Source organism: Nonomuraea wenchangensis, assembly GCF_900111685.1.
GTDB lineage: Bacteria > Actinomycetota > Actinomycetes > Streptosporangiales > Streptosporangiaceae > Nonomuraea > Nonomuraea wenchangensis.
The window spans coordinates 15,387-28,849 of record NZ_FOHX01000027.1; the positions used below are offsets into that span (position 1 = coordinate 15,387).

Annotated in this window: 24 protein-coding genes; 21 read left to right on the forward strand and 3 right to left on the reverse strand. The window is 70.0% G+C overall.

The window, feature by feature from the left end; translation table 11 throughout:
* Position 1: 1 nt before the first annotated feature.
* The 14 genes from BMW85_RS50145 (at position 2) to BMW85_RS45685 (ending at position 6,190) form a co-directional block, all read left to right on the forward strand.
* Positions 2-316, forward strand: a complete 315-nt coding sequence (locus BMW85_RS50145; protein ID WP_177241229.1) for a hypothetical protein — start codon at positions 2-4, stop codon at positions 314-316.
* The gene (locus BMW85_RS50150; RefSeq protein WP_177241230.1) at positions 313-687 is read left to right on the forward strand and encodes a WhiB family transcriptional regulator; all 375 of its coding nucleotides are present in this window, start codon (positions 313-315) and stop codon (positions 685-687) included. Before BMW85_RS50145 ends, BMW85_RS50150 begins: the two co-directional genes overlap by 4 nt.
* A complete protein-coding gene (locus tag BMW85_RS45635; RefSeq protein ID WP_091094003.1) occupies positions 684-1,001 on the forward strand; it encodes a hypothetical protein in 318 nt (105 codons plus the stop codon). Before BMW85_RS50150 ends, BMW85_RS45635 begins: the two co-directional genes overlap by 4 nt.
* Entirely contained in the window at positions 998-1,561 is a 564-nt protein-coding gene (locus BMW85_RS45640; protein WP_091094004.1) for a hypothetical protein, read from the forward strand. Before BMW85_RS45635 ends, BMW85_RS45640 begins: the two co-directional genes overlap by 4 nt.
* A gap of 15 nt (positions 1,562-1,576) precedes the next feature.
* Positions 1,577-1,882, forward strand: coding sequence for a hypothetical protein (locus BMW85_RS50155; protein WP_091094005.1), 306 nt, complete (start codon positions 1,577-1,579; stop codon positions 1,880-1,882).
* Entirely contained in the window at positions 1,879-2,328 is a 450-nt protein-coding gene (locus tag BMW85_RS45650; protein ID WP_091094006.1) for a hypothetical protein, read from the forward strand. Before BMW85_RS50155 ends, BMW85_RS45650 begins: the two co-directional genes overlap by 4 nt.
* Positions 2,325-3,107, forward strand: a complete 783-nt coding sequence (locus BMW85_RS45655; protein ID WP_091094007.1) for a hypothetical protein — start codon at positions 2,325-2,327, stop codon at positions 3,105-3,107. Before BMW85_RS45650 ends, BMW85_RS45655 begins: the two co-directional genes overlap by 4 nt.
* Complete coding sequence (locus BMW85_RS45660; protein ID WP_091094008.1) at positions 3,104-3,355, forward strand: hypothetical protein; 252 nt, start codon at positions 3,104-3,106, stop codon at positions 3,353-3,355. The genes BMW85_RS45655 and BMW85_RS45660 overlap by 4 nt, the downstream gene beginning before the upstream one ends.
* Positions 3,352-3,498 (forward strand): hypothetical protein, encoded by a 147-nt coding sequence (locus tag BMW85_RS50160; protein ID WP_177241231.1) that lies wholly within the window; start codon positions 3,352-3,354, stop codon positions 3,496-3,498. The genes BMW85_RS45660 and BMW85_RS50160 overlap by 4 nt, the downstream gene beginning before the upstream one ends.
* Positions 3,495-4,295 (forward strand): hypothetical protein, encoded by an 801-nt coding sequence (locus tag BMW85_RS45665; protein ID WP_091094009.1) that lies wholly within the window; start codon positions 3,495-3,497, stop codon positions 4,293-4,295. Before BMW85_RS50160 ends, BMW85_RS45665 begins: the two co-directional genes overlap by 4 nt.
* Positions 4,285-4,701 carry a hypothetical protein gene (locus tag BMW85_RS45670; protein WP_143082629.1) on the forward strand — a complete coding sequence of 139 codons (417 nt, stop codon included), beginning with the start codon at positions 4,285-4,287 and terminating at the stop codon, positions 4,699-4,701. Before BMW85_RS45665 ends, BMW85_RS45670 begins: the two co-directional genes overlap by 11 nt.
* Positions 4,694-5,107: a hypothetical protein gene (locus BMW85_RS45675; protein WP_143082630.1), complete on the forward strand. Its 414-nt coding sequence runs from the start codon at positions 4,694-4,696 to the stop codon at positions 5,105-5,107. The genes BMW85_RS45670 and BMW85_RS45675 overlap by 8 nt, the downstream gene beginning before the upstream one ends.
* On the forward strand, positions 5,100-5,585 hold the full coding sequence (locus BMW85_RS45680; RefSeq protein ID WP_091094012.1) for a hypothetical protein: 486 nt from the start codon (positions 5,100-5,102) through the stop codon (positions 5,583-5,585). Before BMW85_RS45675 ends, BMW85_RS45680 begins: the two co-directional genes overlap by 8 nt.
* 200 nt (positions 5,586-5,785) lie before the next feature.
* On the forward strand, positions 5,786-6,190 hold the full coding sequence (locus BMW85_RS45685; RefSeq protein WP_091094013.1) for a hypothetical protein: 405 nt from the start codon (positions 5,786-5,788) through the stop codon (positions 6,188-6,190).
* A 175-nt stretch (positions 6,191-6,365) separates the two neighbouring features.
* Here BMW85_RS45685 and BMW85_RS45690 read toward each other — a convergent pair whose 3' ends face one another.
* Entirely contained in the window at positions 6,366-6,788 is a 423-nt protein-coding gene (locus BMW85_RS45690) for a hypothetical protein (RefSeq protein WP_143082631.1), read from the reverse strand.
* A gap of 508 nt (positions 6,789-7,296) precedes the next feature.
* Between BMW85_RS45690 and BMW85_RS50165 the strand changes: the two genes are divergently transcribed.
* The 4 genes from BMW85_RS50165 (at position 7,297) to BMW85_RS45710 (ending at position 10,503) form a co-directional block, all read left to right on the forward strand.
* Positions 7,297-8,043 carry a hypothetical protein gene (locus BMW85_RS50165; protein ID WP_177241232.1) on the forward strand — a complete coding sequence of 249 codons (747 nt, stop codon included), beginning with the start codon at positions 7,297-7,299 and terminating at the stop codon, positions 8,041-8,043.
* 55 nt (positions 8,044-8,098) lie between these two features.
* The gene (locus BMW85_RS45700) at positions 8,099-8,764 is read left to right on the forward strand and encodes a hypothetical protein (protein ID WP_091094016.1); all 666 of its coding nucleotides are present in this window, start codon (positions 8,099-8,101) and stop codon (positions 8,762-8,764) included.
* A 75-nt stretch (positions 8,765-8,839) separates the two neighbouring features.
* Complete coding sequence (locus tag BMW85_RS45705; RefSeq protein ID WP_091094017.1) at positions 8,840-9,544, forward strand: hypothetical protein; 705 nt, start codon at positions 8,840-8,842, stop codon at positions 9,542-9,544.
* A gap of 197 nt (positions 9,545-9,741) precedes the next feature.
* Complete coding sequence (locus BMW85_RS45710) at positions 9,742-10,503, forward strand: TFIIB-type zinc ribbon-containing protein (RefSeq protein ID WP_143082632.1); 762 nt, start codon at positions 9,742-9,744, stop codon at positions 10,501-10,503.
* A 74-nt stretch (positions 10,504-10,577) separates the two neighbouring features.
* Here BMW85_RS45710 and BMW85_RS45715 read toward each other — a convergent pair whose 3' ends face one another.
* On the reverse strand, positions 10,578-10,784 hold the full coding sequence (locus BMW85_RS45715) for a hypothetical protein (RefSeq protein ID WP_091094019.1): 207 nt from the start codon (positions 10,782-10,784) through the stop codon (positions 10,578-10,580).
* A gap of 719 nt (positions 10,785-11,503) precedes the next feature.
* On the opposite strand from BMW85_RS45715, the gene BMW85_RS45720 reads away from it, so the two are divergent.
* The gene (locus BMW85_RS45720; RefSeq protein WP_091094020.1) at positions 11,504-12,202 is read left to right on the forward strand and encodes a hypothetical protein; all 699 of its coding nucleotides are present in this window, start codon (positions 11,504-11,506) and stop codon (positions 12,200-12,202) included.
* 249 nt (positions 12,203-12,451) lie between these two features.
* On the opposite strand, the gene BMW85_RS45725 is transcribed toward BMW85_RS45720, so the two are convergent.
* A complete protein-coding gene (locus tag BMW85_RS45725) occupies positions 12,452-12,661 on the reverse strand; it encodes a hypothetical protein (RefSeq protein WP_091094021.1) in 210 nt (69 codons plus the stop codon).
* A 315-nt stretch (positions 12,662-12,976) separates the two neighbouring features.
* Here BMW85_RS45725 and BMW85_RS45730 point away from each other — a divergent pair, with 315 nt between their 5' ends.
* Together BMW85_RS45730 and BMW85_RS45735 are read left to right on the forward strand one after the other, a co-directional pair.
* Entirely contained in the window at positions 12,977-13,216 is a 240-nt protein-coding gene (locus BMW85_RS45730; RefSeq protein WP_091094022.1) for a MerR family transcriptional regulator, read from the forward strand.
* A 21-nt stretch (positions 13,217-13,237) separates the two neighbouring features.
* Positions 13,238-13,453 carry a DUF2829 domain-containing protein gene (locus BMW85_RS45735; protein ID WP_091094023.1) on the forward strand — a complete coding sequence of 72 codons (216 nt, stop codon included), beginning with the start codon at positions 13,238-13,240 and terminating at the stop codon, positions 13,451-13,453.
* Positions 13,454-13,463 lie beyond the last annotated feature (10 nt).

The following is a 13,463-nucleotide window of genomic DNA, read 5'->3' on the forward strand; positions in this document are numbered from 1 at the left end:
CGTGGCCACCACGACATCGGCCGTAGCCGTCCTGACGAAGGCTCTGGCCCGCCCCAACCCGACCCCGCACCTGCTGCTGCGTGCGCTGCGCGCGGCCGGACTCGAAGTCACACGCACCGCCGACCGCCCGGCGTGGATGCCGACGACGCCGGACGCGTACGCGCTCGTCAAGCAGGCCGCAGACTGGCACATCGCGGGCCTGACTCCGCAGGAGATCGCGGGCAGGATGCGGCGATCCACGCGGATGATCAACCGGTATCTGGCCGCCGCCGCGGCGATCCCCGGCCTGCTCGACCCGTTCGAGGAGCAGCGGTGAGCCGCGGCTACCGCTCCGCCCCTGACCCGTACCGGTCCGGCCCGATCGACATCCCGCAGGAACCGGAGTGGTTCGCCGACGCGGCATGCCACCGCATCGGGCACGAGCTGTTCTTCGGCCCGGCCGCCGACGAGGACAAGACGGAGACGACGCAGGAGAAGGAGGACCGCGAAGCGCGAGCGAAGGCCCTGTGCGCCGGCTGCGAGGTCCGGGTGAAGTGCGCCCAGTACGAGCGCGGCTTCGCCGAACCGATCCAGCGGGGCGGCGTCTGGCACGGCGACAACTACCACGAACGCCAGCTCGACCACCGCAAGGAGCAGCGCCGCGCCGCCGACCGGCGGCGCAGGAACAAGGAGAAGGGGCAGGTGTGAGCACCGCAGCCGACTTCCAGAAACGGGCCATGGACGAGGCCGTGCAGGCGCTGGCCAAGCGGCTGCGCGAACGCGACGCCACCGAACCCGGCCAGCGCGAGCCCGCCGACGTGTTCGCGCGCCGCTTCATCACCGACATGAACGGGCACGGCTGGCGGCTCACCCCCGCCGGCCGCGTCAACCCGCTCGCACGCAGGCCGCCCGACGACCCCACTGCGGTGACCCAGCGGGGTGCCGCGCTCGCCTTCGCTGAGCTCGCGAAGGTGATCGAGAAGCGAGCTGGTATCAACCAGGACGAGGGAGACGAAGCGTGAGCCCGGCCCGGCCTGCGCACGAGCAGCCCGGCGCGGTCCCCTCCTCCGTCCCGCACGACGCGTTCGGCGGCATCATCCTCGACACCACCGGCCTCGACCCCGACACCATCACCTGGGAGAAGCCGAAACCGTTCCCCGCGCTGCTGCGGCTGCACCACACCCACGGGCTGCGCGGCACCGCGCGCTACGTGCTGTGGAAGGACGTCCACGGGCCGGCCACGTACCCGATGTTCGCCGATGATCTCCCACGCACCATCCGGGGCACGGTCATCGACCACGGCGTGGCCGCCGCGCTCGAACACGGCGCGCTCGTCGCCGCCACGTGGGTGCCCATCACCCGGCGCGGCCAGTACGGCATCGCCCTCAAGGGCTTCCACGAGCAGGAACCCGCCGCGCCCGAGACGCCGCCGGCCAGCCCGGCGGACGAGGCCGCGGCCCGCTACATCGACCGCGAGCACGCCGTCCGGCTCATCCTCGCGACCCTCGGCCACGACGGCGAGGACGACGTCCCGCCGGGCCTGGCCGACCTGATCCACCACATCCGAGAAGACCAGCCGTAACCAGGAAGGACACCAGTGACCCACCACCGCCACACCTACACCAGCGTCCGCCAGGTCGGGCAAGCGGTCGGGCGCCTGCTCGACGCGCTCGCCGACAGCCCCGACCACCAGCGCGACGGACTCGTCACCTACCAGTCCGCCCCCAACGGCAGGTGGCAGTCCGGGGCGCACACCTGCGGCACCGGCACCATCAACACCGCGCGGAGCGCGGGGCTCATCACCATCCAGGTGACCGGCCGCAGCAGCAAGGGCCTCTCCCTGACCGAGGACGGCCTCCGGGTCGTCCGCGCCCGCCAGGCCCGGAAGGCGGACGGCCGATGACCGAGAACACCCCCAGCCCGTTCAACCCCTACGCGGTCGCGTACGCCAGGACCGCGCTCGACGCCGCCGTCAACAACGACGCCGCCACCGTCGCCGACACCATCCGCCTCCTGCTGGCCGAGCACGGCATGCCCGGCGCCTACGACGCGATCTTCACGTGGTGCGCCGCGATCCGCGCTCACCTCCGGGTGCCTCTCGGCACCAACGTGGCCGTCGTCTACGTGAACGACGACGGCGAGACCGTCCAGCCGCCGGAGGCGCGTCCCGCCTACGTGTGGGCCAACCGCGTCATGCAGGCGTACATCGCCCACGACAAGCCCAGCCTGAACGCCGTGGTCGCGGAGATGGGCGACGACCCGAAACAGGTGAAGGCTCACCTGGGCCAACTGGTCGCGCACGCCGCCGAAGTGGCCTGGGCCGCGGCCAGACGGGCGGAGCTGTCATGACCCGGCACGTGATCCAGATGAGCGGCGGCCTCGGCTCGTTCTGGGCCGCCAAGCGCGTCGCCGAACGCCACGGCACCGCCGACATGACCCTCCTGTTCGCCGACACCACCGTGGAGGACCCGGACCTCTACCGGTTCCTCGCCGACGCCGTCGCCCACCTGGACGTGCCACTCGTCACCGTCAAGGATGGCCGGACGCCGTTCGAGGTGTTCCACGATGAGCACTTCCTGGGCAATTCCCGGCTCGCGCCGTGCACGAAGCGGCTCAAGCAGAAGCCCTGCCGCGCGTGGCTGGAGGAGCACTGCGGCCCGGCCGACACGGTGCTGTACGTCGGCATCGACTACTTCGAGCGGCGCCGCTGCCCCGGCGTCGTGAAGGGCTGGGCGCCATGGCGGGTCGAGTTCCCCCTGTGCGACAAGCCGCACTGGGACAAGAAGCGGATGATCGCCGAGTGCGCGAAGCTCAAGCTGGAGCCGCCCCGCCCGTACGCCGATGGCTACGAGCACTGCAACTGCGGCGGCGTGTGCGTGCGCGCTGGGCAGGCGCAGTGGAAGCTCACGCTCCGACTGCACCCGGATCGGTACGCCCAGGCGGAGCGGCAGGAGCAGGAGTTCCGGGAGATGTTCGGGAAGGACGTCGCGATCCTCACCGAGACCCGCAACGGCGTGAAGCGTCCGCTCACGCTCGCCGAGCTGCGCCGCCGCGCCGAAGCCGAAACGGTTCAGCAGCCCCTCTTCACGGCGGCTCAGGCCATCTGGAACCGCGAGGTGACGGCATGATCAGCTCTCTGACGCTGTCCGAGGTGATCGGCCGGGCGATGAACGCGGGCATGACGCCCGCCGAGGTCACCGCCAAGGTGTTCCGCGCCCTCATCGACCACAACATCGGCCAGGCCACCGTGCCCGAGGAGGACCTGCGCGTCGTCGTAGAGGTGGCCGCGAACTACCTCGACATGTGCGAGCCGCCGCCCGAACGGGAGATGGCCGCGCTCGCGTCCGTCCGCGCTCATCTCAGGGAGAGAGCGTGAAGATGCGCCGCTGCACCCTCGGCCGCCTGGCCATCTACATCGAGCCGCGAGACCTGTGGGTCGGCATCTACATCGCCCCGGCCGCGGTCTACGTCCTGCCCTTCCCGATGCTCGTCTTCCGCTGGACCAGGAGGACCAGGTGAACACCACCACCCTGTATGACGCGCTCGAACGCCACTACCGCAAGCCCGGCGCCGCCCGCGACGGCGAGATCCTGCTCCGCGAAGTCGAAGCGCCCGGCACCGGCGGCCGAGCCGACCTCGTCCGGATCGGGCTGTGGCCGTCGCGCGGCTACTCCCTCGACGTCCACGAGCTCAAGACACAGCGATCCGACTGGCTGCGCGAGCTCGACAACCCCGGCAAGGCCGACGCCTGGTGGCCGTACTGCACAGGCTTCTGGATCGTCGCCCCCGCGGGCATCGTCCACAAGAACGAGCTGCCCACCGGCTGGGGGCTCATGGAGCCGCCCGCCTCTGCGAACCGGCGGCGGTTCCGGACCATCGTGGACGCGGAGGTGAAGACGGCCCAGCTCACGATGGACCTGCTCGCCACCCTGGTCAGGCGGACAGACAACACCCGCCTGGCCGAGATGGACAAGATGCGTGAGGAGCACCGCGCCGCACTCTACAAGGCGCGCACCGAGGCTCAGCAGAACGCGACTCAGACGGGCTTGAGCGAGCGGATGCGCCGCCGTCTCAACCTCCTGGACGAACTGGAGAAGCTGCTCGGCGCGAAGCTCGACGGCTTCACCTGGGGCGACGGCACCACGCTGGACCAGATGACCCCGCACGAACTGGCGGCAGCTCTGGCCGACTGCGGTGACCACATCCGGCTCCAGCAGCGGCAGGCCCGCGTGGAGGAGCTGATGGGGCGGCTGTCGTACGCGGCGCAGAGCGTCCTGACCGAGATGCGGAAGGTGGGCAACAGCCATGACCGATGACATGCCCCTGCAACACGTCATCCGGCCCAAGCTGCCGTGGCGGGACGAACAGCTCACCGAGTGCCGCAAGCCGCCGAACGAGCACGCCATCACCCGCGACCAGTTCATCGCGAAGGTCCGCAAGCTGGGCAAGAAGCGAGCCGCGATGACGACGTGCATGACGTGCTTCGACACGGCTGAACGCTGGCCGGACTGGAACACCAACCCCGTCGCCGTGCTGGCACGCGATGTGCGTGGCGTCACCTACTGGGGCGGAGTGGATCACGAGGCGCCACTGCGGGACGAGCTGCGGGCGATTGCGCTCCTCATCGAGGCCCACCAGGAGGAGTTCGCGCAGACCCTCGCGGCACTGAAGAACACCGTCCCGTTCGGCAAGCGCAAGCCCAGGGCGGTGCGCCGTGGCTGATCCCAGGAGAGAGAACATCCCCGAGGTGGCGCGCGAGCTCGTGCCCTTCATGGAGGCCGGCCGCCGCGGGCTCGCCGCCGCGAACTGGCGGGTCGGCATGGAAGCCGACGACCTCGTCGCCCCGGTCGTCCTCGCGGTCATTGCCGAGGTGCACCGGCGCGTCGTGGAGGGCGGGACACTCGATGAACGAGCGCTCGCCGCCGGGGGCCTGATGGTCGTCCCGGTCGAACTCCTCCAAGCCCTCACCGACGACGAAGAGTGCGACTTCGACCACCACGGCGGCTGCCAGACCCACGGCTACCTGTCGCTGGAGCCTGACGAGCGCTGCCCCCAGGCCGAGGCCCGAGAACTGCTCGCCGCGGCGACCAACCACCACAACGAAGAGGACCAGAACCGCCATGCCTGAACTCACCGCCGACGCCGCCAAGACGTTCATCACCCGCCTGGAGCAGAACTTCGAGGACGCCGGAGACTGGAACGTCCAGCCCACCCTCATGCTGATCACCGTGTTCGCCGGCCAGGACCCGAACACGCCGGGGACGCTCGGCGTCACGCCGGTGTTCCCGTCCGACTGGATCAGCGACGGGCAGCTCGTCGCCGACGCGCTCGCCGCCGCCGGCCCGCCCATGCTGTGCCCGCTCGTCCCCGAGGAGCTCCAGGTCGTGGCGGTCGCGGTCGCCTACGAGGCAAAGGTTCTGGAAGACCCGAACTTCGGCAAGGACGCACGGCTGCTGTACTGCGGCCTCGCGGACGGGACCCTCGTCGGCGCCGGCCGGGTGCGCGGCGACGAGGCGAACGTGAAGACGTACGCGCCGGACCACCCGCACGACACCACCCCGGCCGCGGTCCGCCGCCTCGCGATGGCGGTGCTCGGGGGCTTGTGACGTTCGTTGGCGGTTCCGCCGTCCGGCGAGTGAACCCCTTTTGGACACTCCCGCAGCGCCAGGTGATCGGGCACGATCGTTGATGCGCGATCACCTGGCCAGGACCTCGCCACATCACCAACACCGCACATACGGTGGGGGCTCGACCACTTCCCTCAGTGGACGGGCTCCCATCGCCGTGTCCAGGGGAAGGGGTTCGAGTGGGCGTACGCCTGGTCGGCGAGGTCGCCGCTTGGCTCGAAAGCCCGGCCGCGGCCGAGCTGACCCAGTCGGAACGGCTGGTGCTGCTGCTCATCGCTGAGCGGGCGAAGGACACGACGCGGCGGATGCTGTCGTTCCGGGGCGACCGCCGGGACGACGGTACGAAGATCACGCTGACGGAGCTGTTGCAGGCTCGGACGGGCCTGACCGAGCGAGGGCTGAGCGACACCGTGCAACGCCTGTCCAAGCGGGGCCTGGAGGTGCGGGTGCCGGTCGGCAAGGACAAGAACGGGGTGATCATGTTCGCTCGGCGTGGCCACGCGACGGACTACATCCTGCCGGAACTGCCAGCCTCCGTGAGCCTGCCGGAACCGCCGCCACGGCGCGGCTCGCACCGCTCCTGACCTGTGGATAACCAGCTTCCGAACGATCACCGTAGCCGAGTTAGGTCACGTCCAGACGTGGGCCGCACGGGTCACGTCCAGACGTGGCCCGCAGGTCACGTCACAGCGTGGCCCATGTCCCTACCTATGTACCTACAAAACCTTTATCCCTACTGATCAACATCCCTCCGTACACCTACAGGTGGAAGTCCGAACGATCACGCTCGGAAGCCTGTGGAAACACGAAGATCACCATTTGCCGCCCCAAGGAGACCCAGTGCAGCACGACCCATGCCACTGGTACGAAAACCCCGACCGGCCAGGCGAACGCTTCCTCATCCCCTGCTGCTACGAACGCCTCGAAGACCCCGACACCTGCACCTGCGAACTCCCCATCGAAGAACTCCGCCGCCTCCGCGCCGAGAACCGAGAGCTGCGCGCCCGACTCGACCAGCGAGACCGCGACTTCCTCGACCTCGCCGCCGCCATCAGCGGCCGGCCCGACGCCCGAGCGATCTGGGACCAGATGGACGCCTACCGGCAACGGCGGGCCCAGGTAGCCGCCGAAGACGCGCAACGCGCACCACACCACACCGTTCGCGCCACGCCGACGCTGCAAGACCCCCTCCCGCCATGACCAGCCATGCACCGAGCCGCACACAGCCGACCAGCTCGGCCGGGCACTCTCATCCTCGTCGCTGGCTGCTTGTCCGTCGTGGTGAGTACAGGCGACGCGAGAGACGCGCGGCGGTCGCGCCGCAACACCTCCGGAATGGCCTTCATGGTCGCGGCTGAGCGGCGATCAGGTGCGGCCTGGCAGTGAGAGGCCAGGCGGCGATCACAGACGCTCACAGACGCACTCAGACAAGATCCTTAAGAGAGGAGGAGAACACCGCCCCACGACATGCGGTTGGTGTCGGTGGCGGCGGATTCCGGCCGGTCAGCTTTGGTTGACGTCTAGAGGTTTTGTCGTGTCCGTATTCCGGGGGCGGTTTTGATGTCTCTGCTGGTAGGCGCGTTGTGCGTCAGTGCAGGTTGACGACCTGGAGCCCCAACTCCGTAACGGTTCGGTCTCGTTTTCGTCCGAAACCTGGACGTCATGTTCCGCGCGTAACAGTGTCGTCGGCATGCAGATCACACGAGCGATCACGGCAGCGGGAGCGGCGGCAGCAGTCGCCGCCCTCTTCGCTGCCCTGATCACCACGCCAGGCCACGCCGCGCCCCGCGCGACCGTGGCAGACCCGACGATCACCGGCTGTCCGATCCAGGACCCCCCGGTGATCTGCATTCCGGTCACGGTCCCCGTGACCACCACGGCCACGGCCACCACCACGGCCACGGTCACCACGACTCCGCCCACCGTGACCGCCACGGCCACGACGACGGAGACCGCCACGGCCACCGCGCGGAGCACCGTCACGGCCACGGAGACGGAGACCGCCACCGCGCGGAGCACCGTCACCGCGACCGCGACACGTACGGCCACAGCGACCGCCACAGCCACGCGCACGGCCACCGTCACGGCCACGCCGGACGCCACGCTGCCCGCGTGGCCTTCCGTGCCGCAGGGGAGCGTCCCGACCGTGGAGCCGATCCCCAGTGACGACGGCCTGATCATGCCGAAGCTGCGCACCCCCAAGGCTTCCCCGGCCCCGTCCGCCATGAGCACCACCAGCGGCACCACGGCCACGCCGATCGCTACGGCACCAGCGAGCGACGACACGACCGCCGCATGGGTCGGAGGGGGCACCCTTGCCGCCCTGATCATCGGAGTTACGGTGACGTGCTGGCTGATCTACCGACGCCAGCGACGCGCGGACGACGATTACGACTTCGTTGGCGGTTCCGTCAACGAGGACCACACCGACCACTGATCAATCCCGCCCCCGCCCAACCGGGGCGGGGGCACCCACCGAAGGGAAAACAGCAATGACCAGCACCAACCCCACCGCGTTCGAGATCAGCGAGGACCTTCGCGCGGCCGTCCGCGCCGCTCTGGCCGATCTCAACCGCGCCCTTGAGGGGCACACCGGCAACAACCCGATGCTCAACGCCTACCGCCTGCCCGCCGCCCGCGCGACGCTCGCGGAGGTCATCGCCATTGTGGACAACGACGGCACCCTCTACACCGGCCCGACGCCGACCGCGTTCGCGGCCATGGACAAGGTCAGCGAGGCGGACCGCGCTTCGTGGTACGTGATGCCGGACCGCGCCGGAGCCGCCGCCCGCATCGCGGCCACCTGCGAGGCGTACGGCATCCCCGCCGATCACCTGATCGCGACGCACGCCCCGTCCCACGCGGAGATCAAGGCCATGGTCGGCAGCGCCGACCCGCTGGCCAAAATGACCGAGATCCACGCCGAAGCGGCCAAGCGCGAGCAGGAGCGCATCAAGGCGGAGCGTGAGAAGCGGATCAAGAAGGCGGTTGCCGCCGCGCGCAACCTCACGGAGTACGGCGGAGACCCCGCCTTGCCGTTCGCCAAGGCGATCGAGAGCGGCGCGGACCGCGCCGAGTTGGCGCAGGCGTTCACCAACGCCGGGCTTCCGGTTCCGCCGGAGGAGCCCGCCAAGGCGAAGCCCGCGCCGAAGAAGTAGCCCCACCCGCCGCGCGCCCCGACGCCACCGGGGCGCGCGGCCCCACCACCCCCACCACCCCGGAAGGGACAACCAGTGAACGTCCTACAGAACCTCGCGGCCCGTTCTATCGCCGCCGTCCGGCTCGCCCACGCCGACCGCCTACGCCACCGCGAAGAGTGCGGCATGTGCGGCCCCGACCAGGAATGCCCGCGCGCCGCCGAGCAGTTCGCCGACCTACAGGCCCGCGTGCAGCGCGCCCGCGCCAACCTGACCACCTACCTCCCCAGGGGCTCTCTGGTCACCTACGGGGGCGCGCTCCGCAGGATGCACGGCGATTGGTGGATTCACGCCACGTGCACGGACTGTGATCACACCGCGTACCGGCTGATCAGGGGGCGCGGCATGACCTTGCCCCACGTGCATCTGTCCGAGATCACCAGCGCGCCCATCCTGCAACCCCGCGCGGCTCAGACGGTGGACGCCGTCCGCGACGCCGTCCGGGAGGTAACCGCCATCCTCGCCATGAACGAGGTCCGGCTTCCGATGCTCGTGGACATCAACGGCTTGGGGGCGTGCACGCTCGCCTACCCCCGCGCCGCCTACGACCACGAGATAGCCGTAGCGGAGGCGGTCCAGCCGCAGACCCCCGAAGCTGCCTACGTGCTGGCAGCGCTACGCGCGTTGCCCCTACTGGCCAGCGCCGCCGACAACGGCAACGCCGCCGGAGCCGCCGGAGTCACGCAACGCCTGCTGAAGCTGCGTGAGACAGCGGCGCGCGTGCACCGCGCCAGCGAGTAGCCGCACCGCCGAAGCCCCCGCGCGGACCACCGCGCGGGGGCTTCCGCACGCCCAAGATCACCCCCCGTACCCCCTCCCCGGCCGCCGGCCGGAGGTACCTCGGTTCCGTTCATGCCGAATGGTTTTGATCTTGCCCAGGGTTTGTATGGTGTCGGAGTCCTGCTGGGCGCGGCGGGCGGATGGCCGGGGAGGTCGTGGTGTCGGATCGGGTGTGCGTGGGGCCGTGCAACAGGCAGGCTCGCGCGGTGTGGCAGGTGTTCCTCGGGGAGCGGGAGGCGCATGCGGATGCGGTGGACCGGTGGCTCGCGTCGGGCGGGGAGGGGGAGCCGCCGCCGGAGCCTGCGGTGCCGGTGGTGGAGTGGCGGGCGGGGGAGCCGCTGCACTGCGGCCGGTGCCGTGCGACGGGGCGGCGGGCGCTGCTGGTGGTGGACGAGCTGGCCGCGAGTCTGGCGGCGCGGCCGGGCGAGGTGAAGGCGCAGTCCAGGTGGTCGCGAGTGAAGGGCACCCGTCCGCACGGTTCGCTGTCGGGGGAGGCCGACCTCGTGCACACGGTGACGGGGGAGGTGCTGCGGCTACGCCGGGAGGTGGCCCGGAGGTTGGAGCTCGCGGACCAGCCGCCGGCGGGCCGCTCCGGGATGGCGCGGTCCCGGTCGGTGTCGTGGCTGGTGGACAAGCTCGATGCGGCGCTCGCCCTCGACGGGCTGACCGTCGTGTCGAGCGTCGAGGACGACGAGCGGACCGTGGAGCTCGGCCCGGTCGAATGGGCGCTCGCCTGGGAGAACAAGCTGCGGCGCCTGGTGGATGACGCGCCCGGCCACACGCTCGCCCGCTGTCCGGGGTGCGGGGAGCGGCACCTGGAATGGGCGCCGCGGGCCGGCTACTACGTGTGCGGCGGCTGCGGGCGGCACGTCAGCGAGGCCGAGGCGCTGGAGCTGGTCACCGAGGAAGCGAGCGCGTGACGCTGGCGGTCCGCCCTGGATGGACGGCCCGCCAGCTCACGCCGACGAACTACTTCAGCACGTCAGCCGGCGTACTACTTCAGCAGGGGCCGCGCGATGACCTCGACCAGCGCGACCGGGTCGTAGCCGAGGGCGACGAGCGCGATGCAGCCGCCCATGACGATGAGGGCGACGGCGACCTTCGTGGACATCATCACGCCGGGCTGCGGCGGAGGGTTACCGCCGCGGCTGTTGCTGCCGGGTTCGTCCGGCGGTTGGCCGGGGAGCGCGGGACTGGACATGTGCCTCCGTTCCTGGGGTCAGCTCTGACCCCAGGAGGCGCAGGTCACAGTGCCGCGCTTCATGTTGCGCCGCACGCAATCGACCGCTTAATGTAAGTGCAGTCATTTAACACTCGCTAAGCGACGACGGACCTGCATCTCCTGGGGTTCGACTTCATGCGCGACTAGGCCCCGGCCCTGGTACGGCTGGGGCTTTCGTCGTGTGTGACTACGGTAATGGACTCGCCGCTCGATGCGAAATGAGCCACTGGTCCTCGGACGAGCTTGAAAAACTCGCCCCTGACCTGCGGAAACACGCTTTCTGGCGCATGTTGCGCACGGGTGGCGCACCGCCACCCGTCACGTGCCGGGCCTGCTGGGAGGCGCGGAAACCGGCTCTGACCTGGGAAAAGACGTCGGCGCGCTGAGCGGCGCCCGGATGGCCGGTACTCTGCGTAACTTTGTTTATTCGCGTGCTGAGAATGTTGAGAACGGCCTGAGATTGCTGAGATTCGCAGGTGGAGCCGCGATCACGGCGTGTCGGCTATCGTGAACGGTACGGCTCTCGCAAGCCTGCCTCCGAGCGCATCACCTGCCTACGCCAGGGACCGCGCACCGACGAGGTGAAGGTCCGCCCGTGGATCGCGTATCCCTCTCGCCTCCGTGCGCCCGAAGGTGGCGTCGGTCTCCTGCGTCTTCGAGGTGGGGTGCGTAGGGCCGCCATCTGGAAGGACACTCCCATGACCAGCAACCCCCGCTGGAAGAAGCGCGTCCGCGAGTACGCCGCCGCGCACGGCCTCAGCTACCAGCAGGCCCACGAAGCGCTCACCCAGGCCGGAACCTCCGCCCCCGCCGGCGACGGCTGGACGGCCGACCCCGCTCAATGGACGCACGCCGGAGCGGGCCGCTGGCTGGTCGAATTCAGTGAGCACGGCATCGGCGGCGACGAGGTCGAGCCCCTCCACCTCGACGCGGCCAGCGCCGCCGACCTGAAGGAACAGCTCGGCATGCTGGCGATGCGGCGCGGCTGGATCGACTTCTGGGTCGAGCTCGACGGCCTCACCGGACGTTTCCGGTTTGACGGGCTCGAATCCGGCACCGACATCCTCGCCGAGTTCACCCTCCGGCTGGACCCCGACGAGGACGTGGTCGAGCTGCCCCGTTCGTTCTCCCACGACATGTACGAGCTGATCGACCTCGTTCAGCAGCGGTTCGACTGCACCGTGGACGCCTTCACCTTCGTGCGCGGCGCCCGCGGCGGCGACGTCGAGTACATGGGGCTGATCTACCGAGCCGGGACGCAGATGTACCACCTGCTCCACATCACCGACCGGGAAGGCGGCTGGGAGTACACGCTGTCCGGCGGATGGCCGCTCGCCCGCGACGAGGAAGCCGTCGAGGCGTTCCAGGCGAAGGTCGCCGAGCACATCCACGCCTGACCCCGAGCATGAAGAAGGCCCGCCGCGCTCCTCGCGCGACGGGCCTCTCCAGAGGGTTCGGGTCTACTCGACCTCGGCGGCCTCCTCGTCGTCCTCGACCTCGACCTCGGCGGTCTCCTCGGGCTCGACGGTGTCGGTGGTGTCGGCGGTCTCGTCCACCTGGTCGTTGAAGCGGGCGCTCATGGTGTCATTTCCTTTCGCGAGGAAGAACGTGTCTCTCCCATCATGACGTGTCGTTGGCGGTTCCGCCTACGAACCGGCGGAAAGAATGGCCTCGACCTCCTCCGCGGTGACGGTCCGGCCCTGGCCCCGGCTCCGGCTGACGTCCTCCGCGATCTGCTCGTGGGTCCAGCCGGGGCAGGCGCGGGCCATTTCGCGCACCTCCGCCGTGGTCTTCTCCTGCTCGTCCGTCGTGATCGGGGTGAAGTGCGTGCTGCCGGGGCTGTGGTGGCTGTCCATGGTGATGTCCCTTCGCGAGGAGTTGTTCTGTCCCCGCCAGCATGGCGGGTCCGTTGGCGGTTCCGCATGCGTTCCCTGCGTATTGGTGCGTTGGCGGTTCCGCCAGCGGTTGCGTGCCCGCGATCATGTGTGAAACACTTCGTGCGGGCGGCACCCCTATGCCCATCACCCCCCTTGTGACCTGGGCCGATACGGATTGCGGGACTGGACGCGTCTGTGACGGTGCGTGTGCCGCCCCCACCCTTTCCTATCGGCCGTGGCGTGTTCGCGCGTCTCCGGCCATCTCAGCGCGCCGATTCTTCACGGGAAGCGGGGGTGAACATGGCCCCGGTCACCGCCGCGATGGCCGCACAGCGCCTCGGCCGATCCCCGACCACCATCCGCCTGTGGGCCCACCGGTATGCCGCTCGCACGCTCGGCCGGGACGGGCGGCAGGTCGTCTACGACTACGACGACCTGGCCACGATCGAGTGGTGCATCTGGGCCGGCCACGTCGTACCGCTCACCCCTGAGGAGCGGGACGAGCTGCGCGCCGCCCGCCGGCGAGCAGCCTGATGCAGCACGAAAGGAACCTGTATGAACTTCGGCCATGCCCTGGCGCACCTCCGCGACGGCCACAAGGTCACCCGCGACGGCTGGAACGGTCGCGGCATGTGGCTCGCCCTCCAGGTCCCCGACCAGCACTCGAAGATGAGCCGCCCCTACATCTACATGTCCACCGTGGACGGCGGCCTGGTGCCGTGGGTCGCGTCCCAGACGGACCTGCTCGCCGACGACTGGCGGCTGGCGTAGCCCCGCCCTC

Coding starts and splice junctions, on each gene's coding strand:
- BMW85_RS45650 (WP_091094006.1), top strand. CDS start 1,879: ATGACCGAGAACACCCCCAGCCCGTTCAACCCCTACGCGGTCGCGTAC.
- BMW85_RS45655 (WP_091094007.1), top strand. CDS start 2,325: ATGACCCGGCACGTGATCCAGATGAGCGGCGGCCTCGGCTCGTTCTGG.
- BMW85_RS45660 (WP_091094008.1), top strand. CDS start 3,104: ATGATCAGCTCTCTGACGCTGTCCGAGGTGATCGGCCGGGCGATGAAC.
- BMW85_RS45670 (WP_143082629.1), top strand. CDS start 4,285: ATGACCGATGACATGCCCCTGCAACACGTCATCCGGCCCAAGCTGCCG.
- BMW85_RS45680 (WP_091094012.1), top strand. CDS start 5,100: ATGCCTGAACTCACCGCCGACGCCGCCAAGACGTTCATCACCCGCCTG.
- BMW85_RS50165 (WP_177241232.1), top strand. CDS start 7,297: ATGCAGATCACACGAGCGATCACGGCAGCGGGAGCGGCGGCAGCAGTC.
- BMW85_RS45700 (WP_091094016.1), top strand. CDS start 8,099: ATGACCAGCACCAACCCCACCGCGTTCGAGATCAGCGAGGACCTTCGC.
- BMW85_RS45715 (WP_091094019.1), bottom strand. CDS start 10,784: ATGTCCAGTCCCGCGCTCCCCGGCCAACCGCCGGACGAACCCGGCAGC.
- BMW85_RS45720 (WP_091094020.1), top strand. CDS start 11,504: ATGACCAGCAACCCCCGCTGGAAGAAGCGCGTCCGCGAGTACGCCGCC.
- BMW85_RS45725 (WP_091094021.1), bottom strand. CDS start 12,661: ATGGACAGCCACCACAGCCCCGGCAGCACGCACTTCACCCCGATCACG.
- BMW85_RS45735 (WP_091094023.1), top strand. CDS start 13,238: ATGAACTTCGGCCATGCCCTGGCGCACCTCCGCGACGGCCACAAGGTC.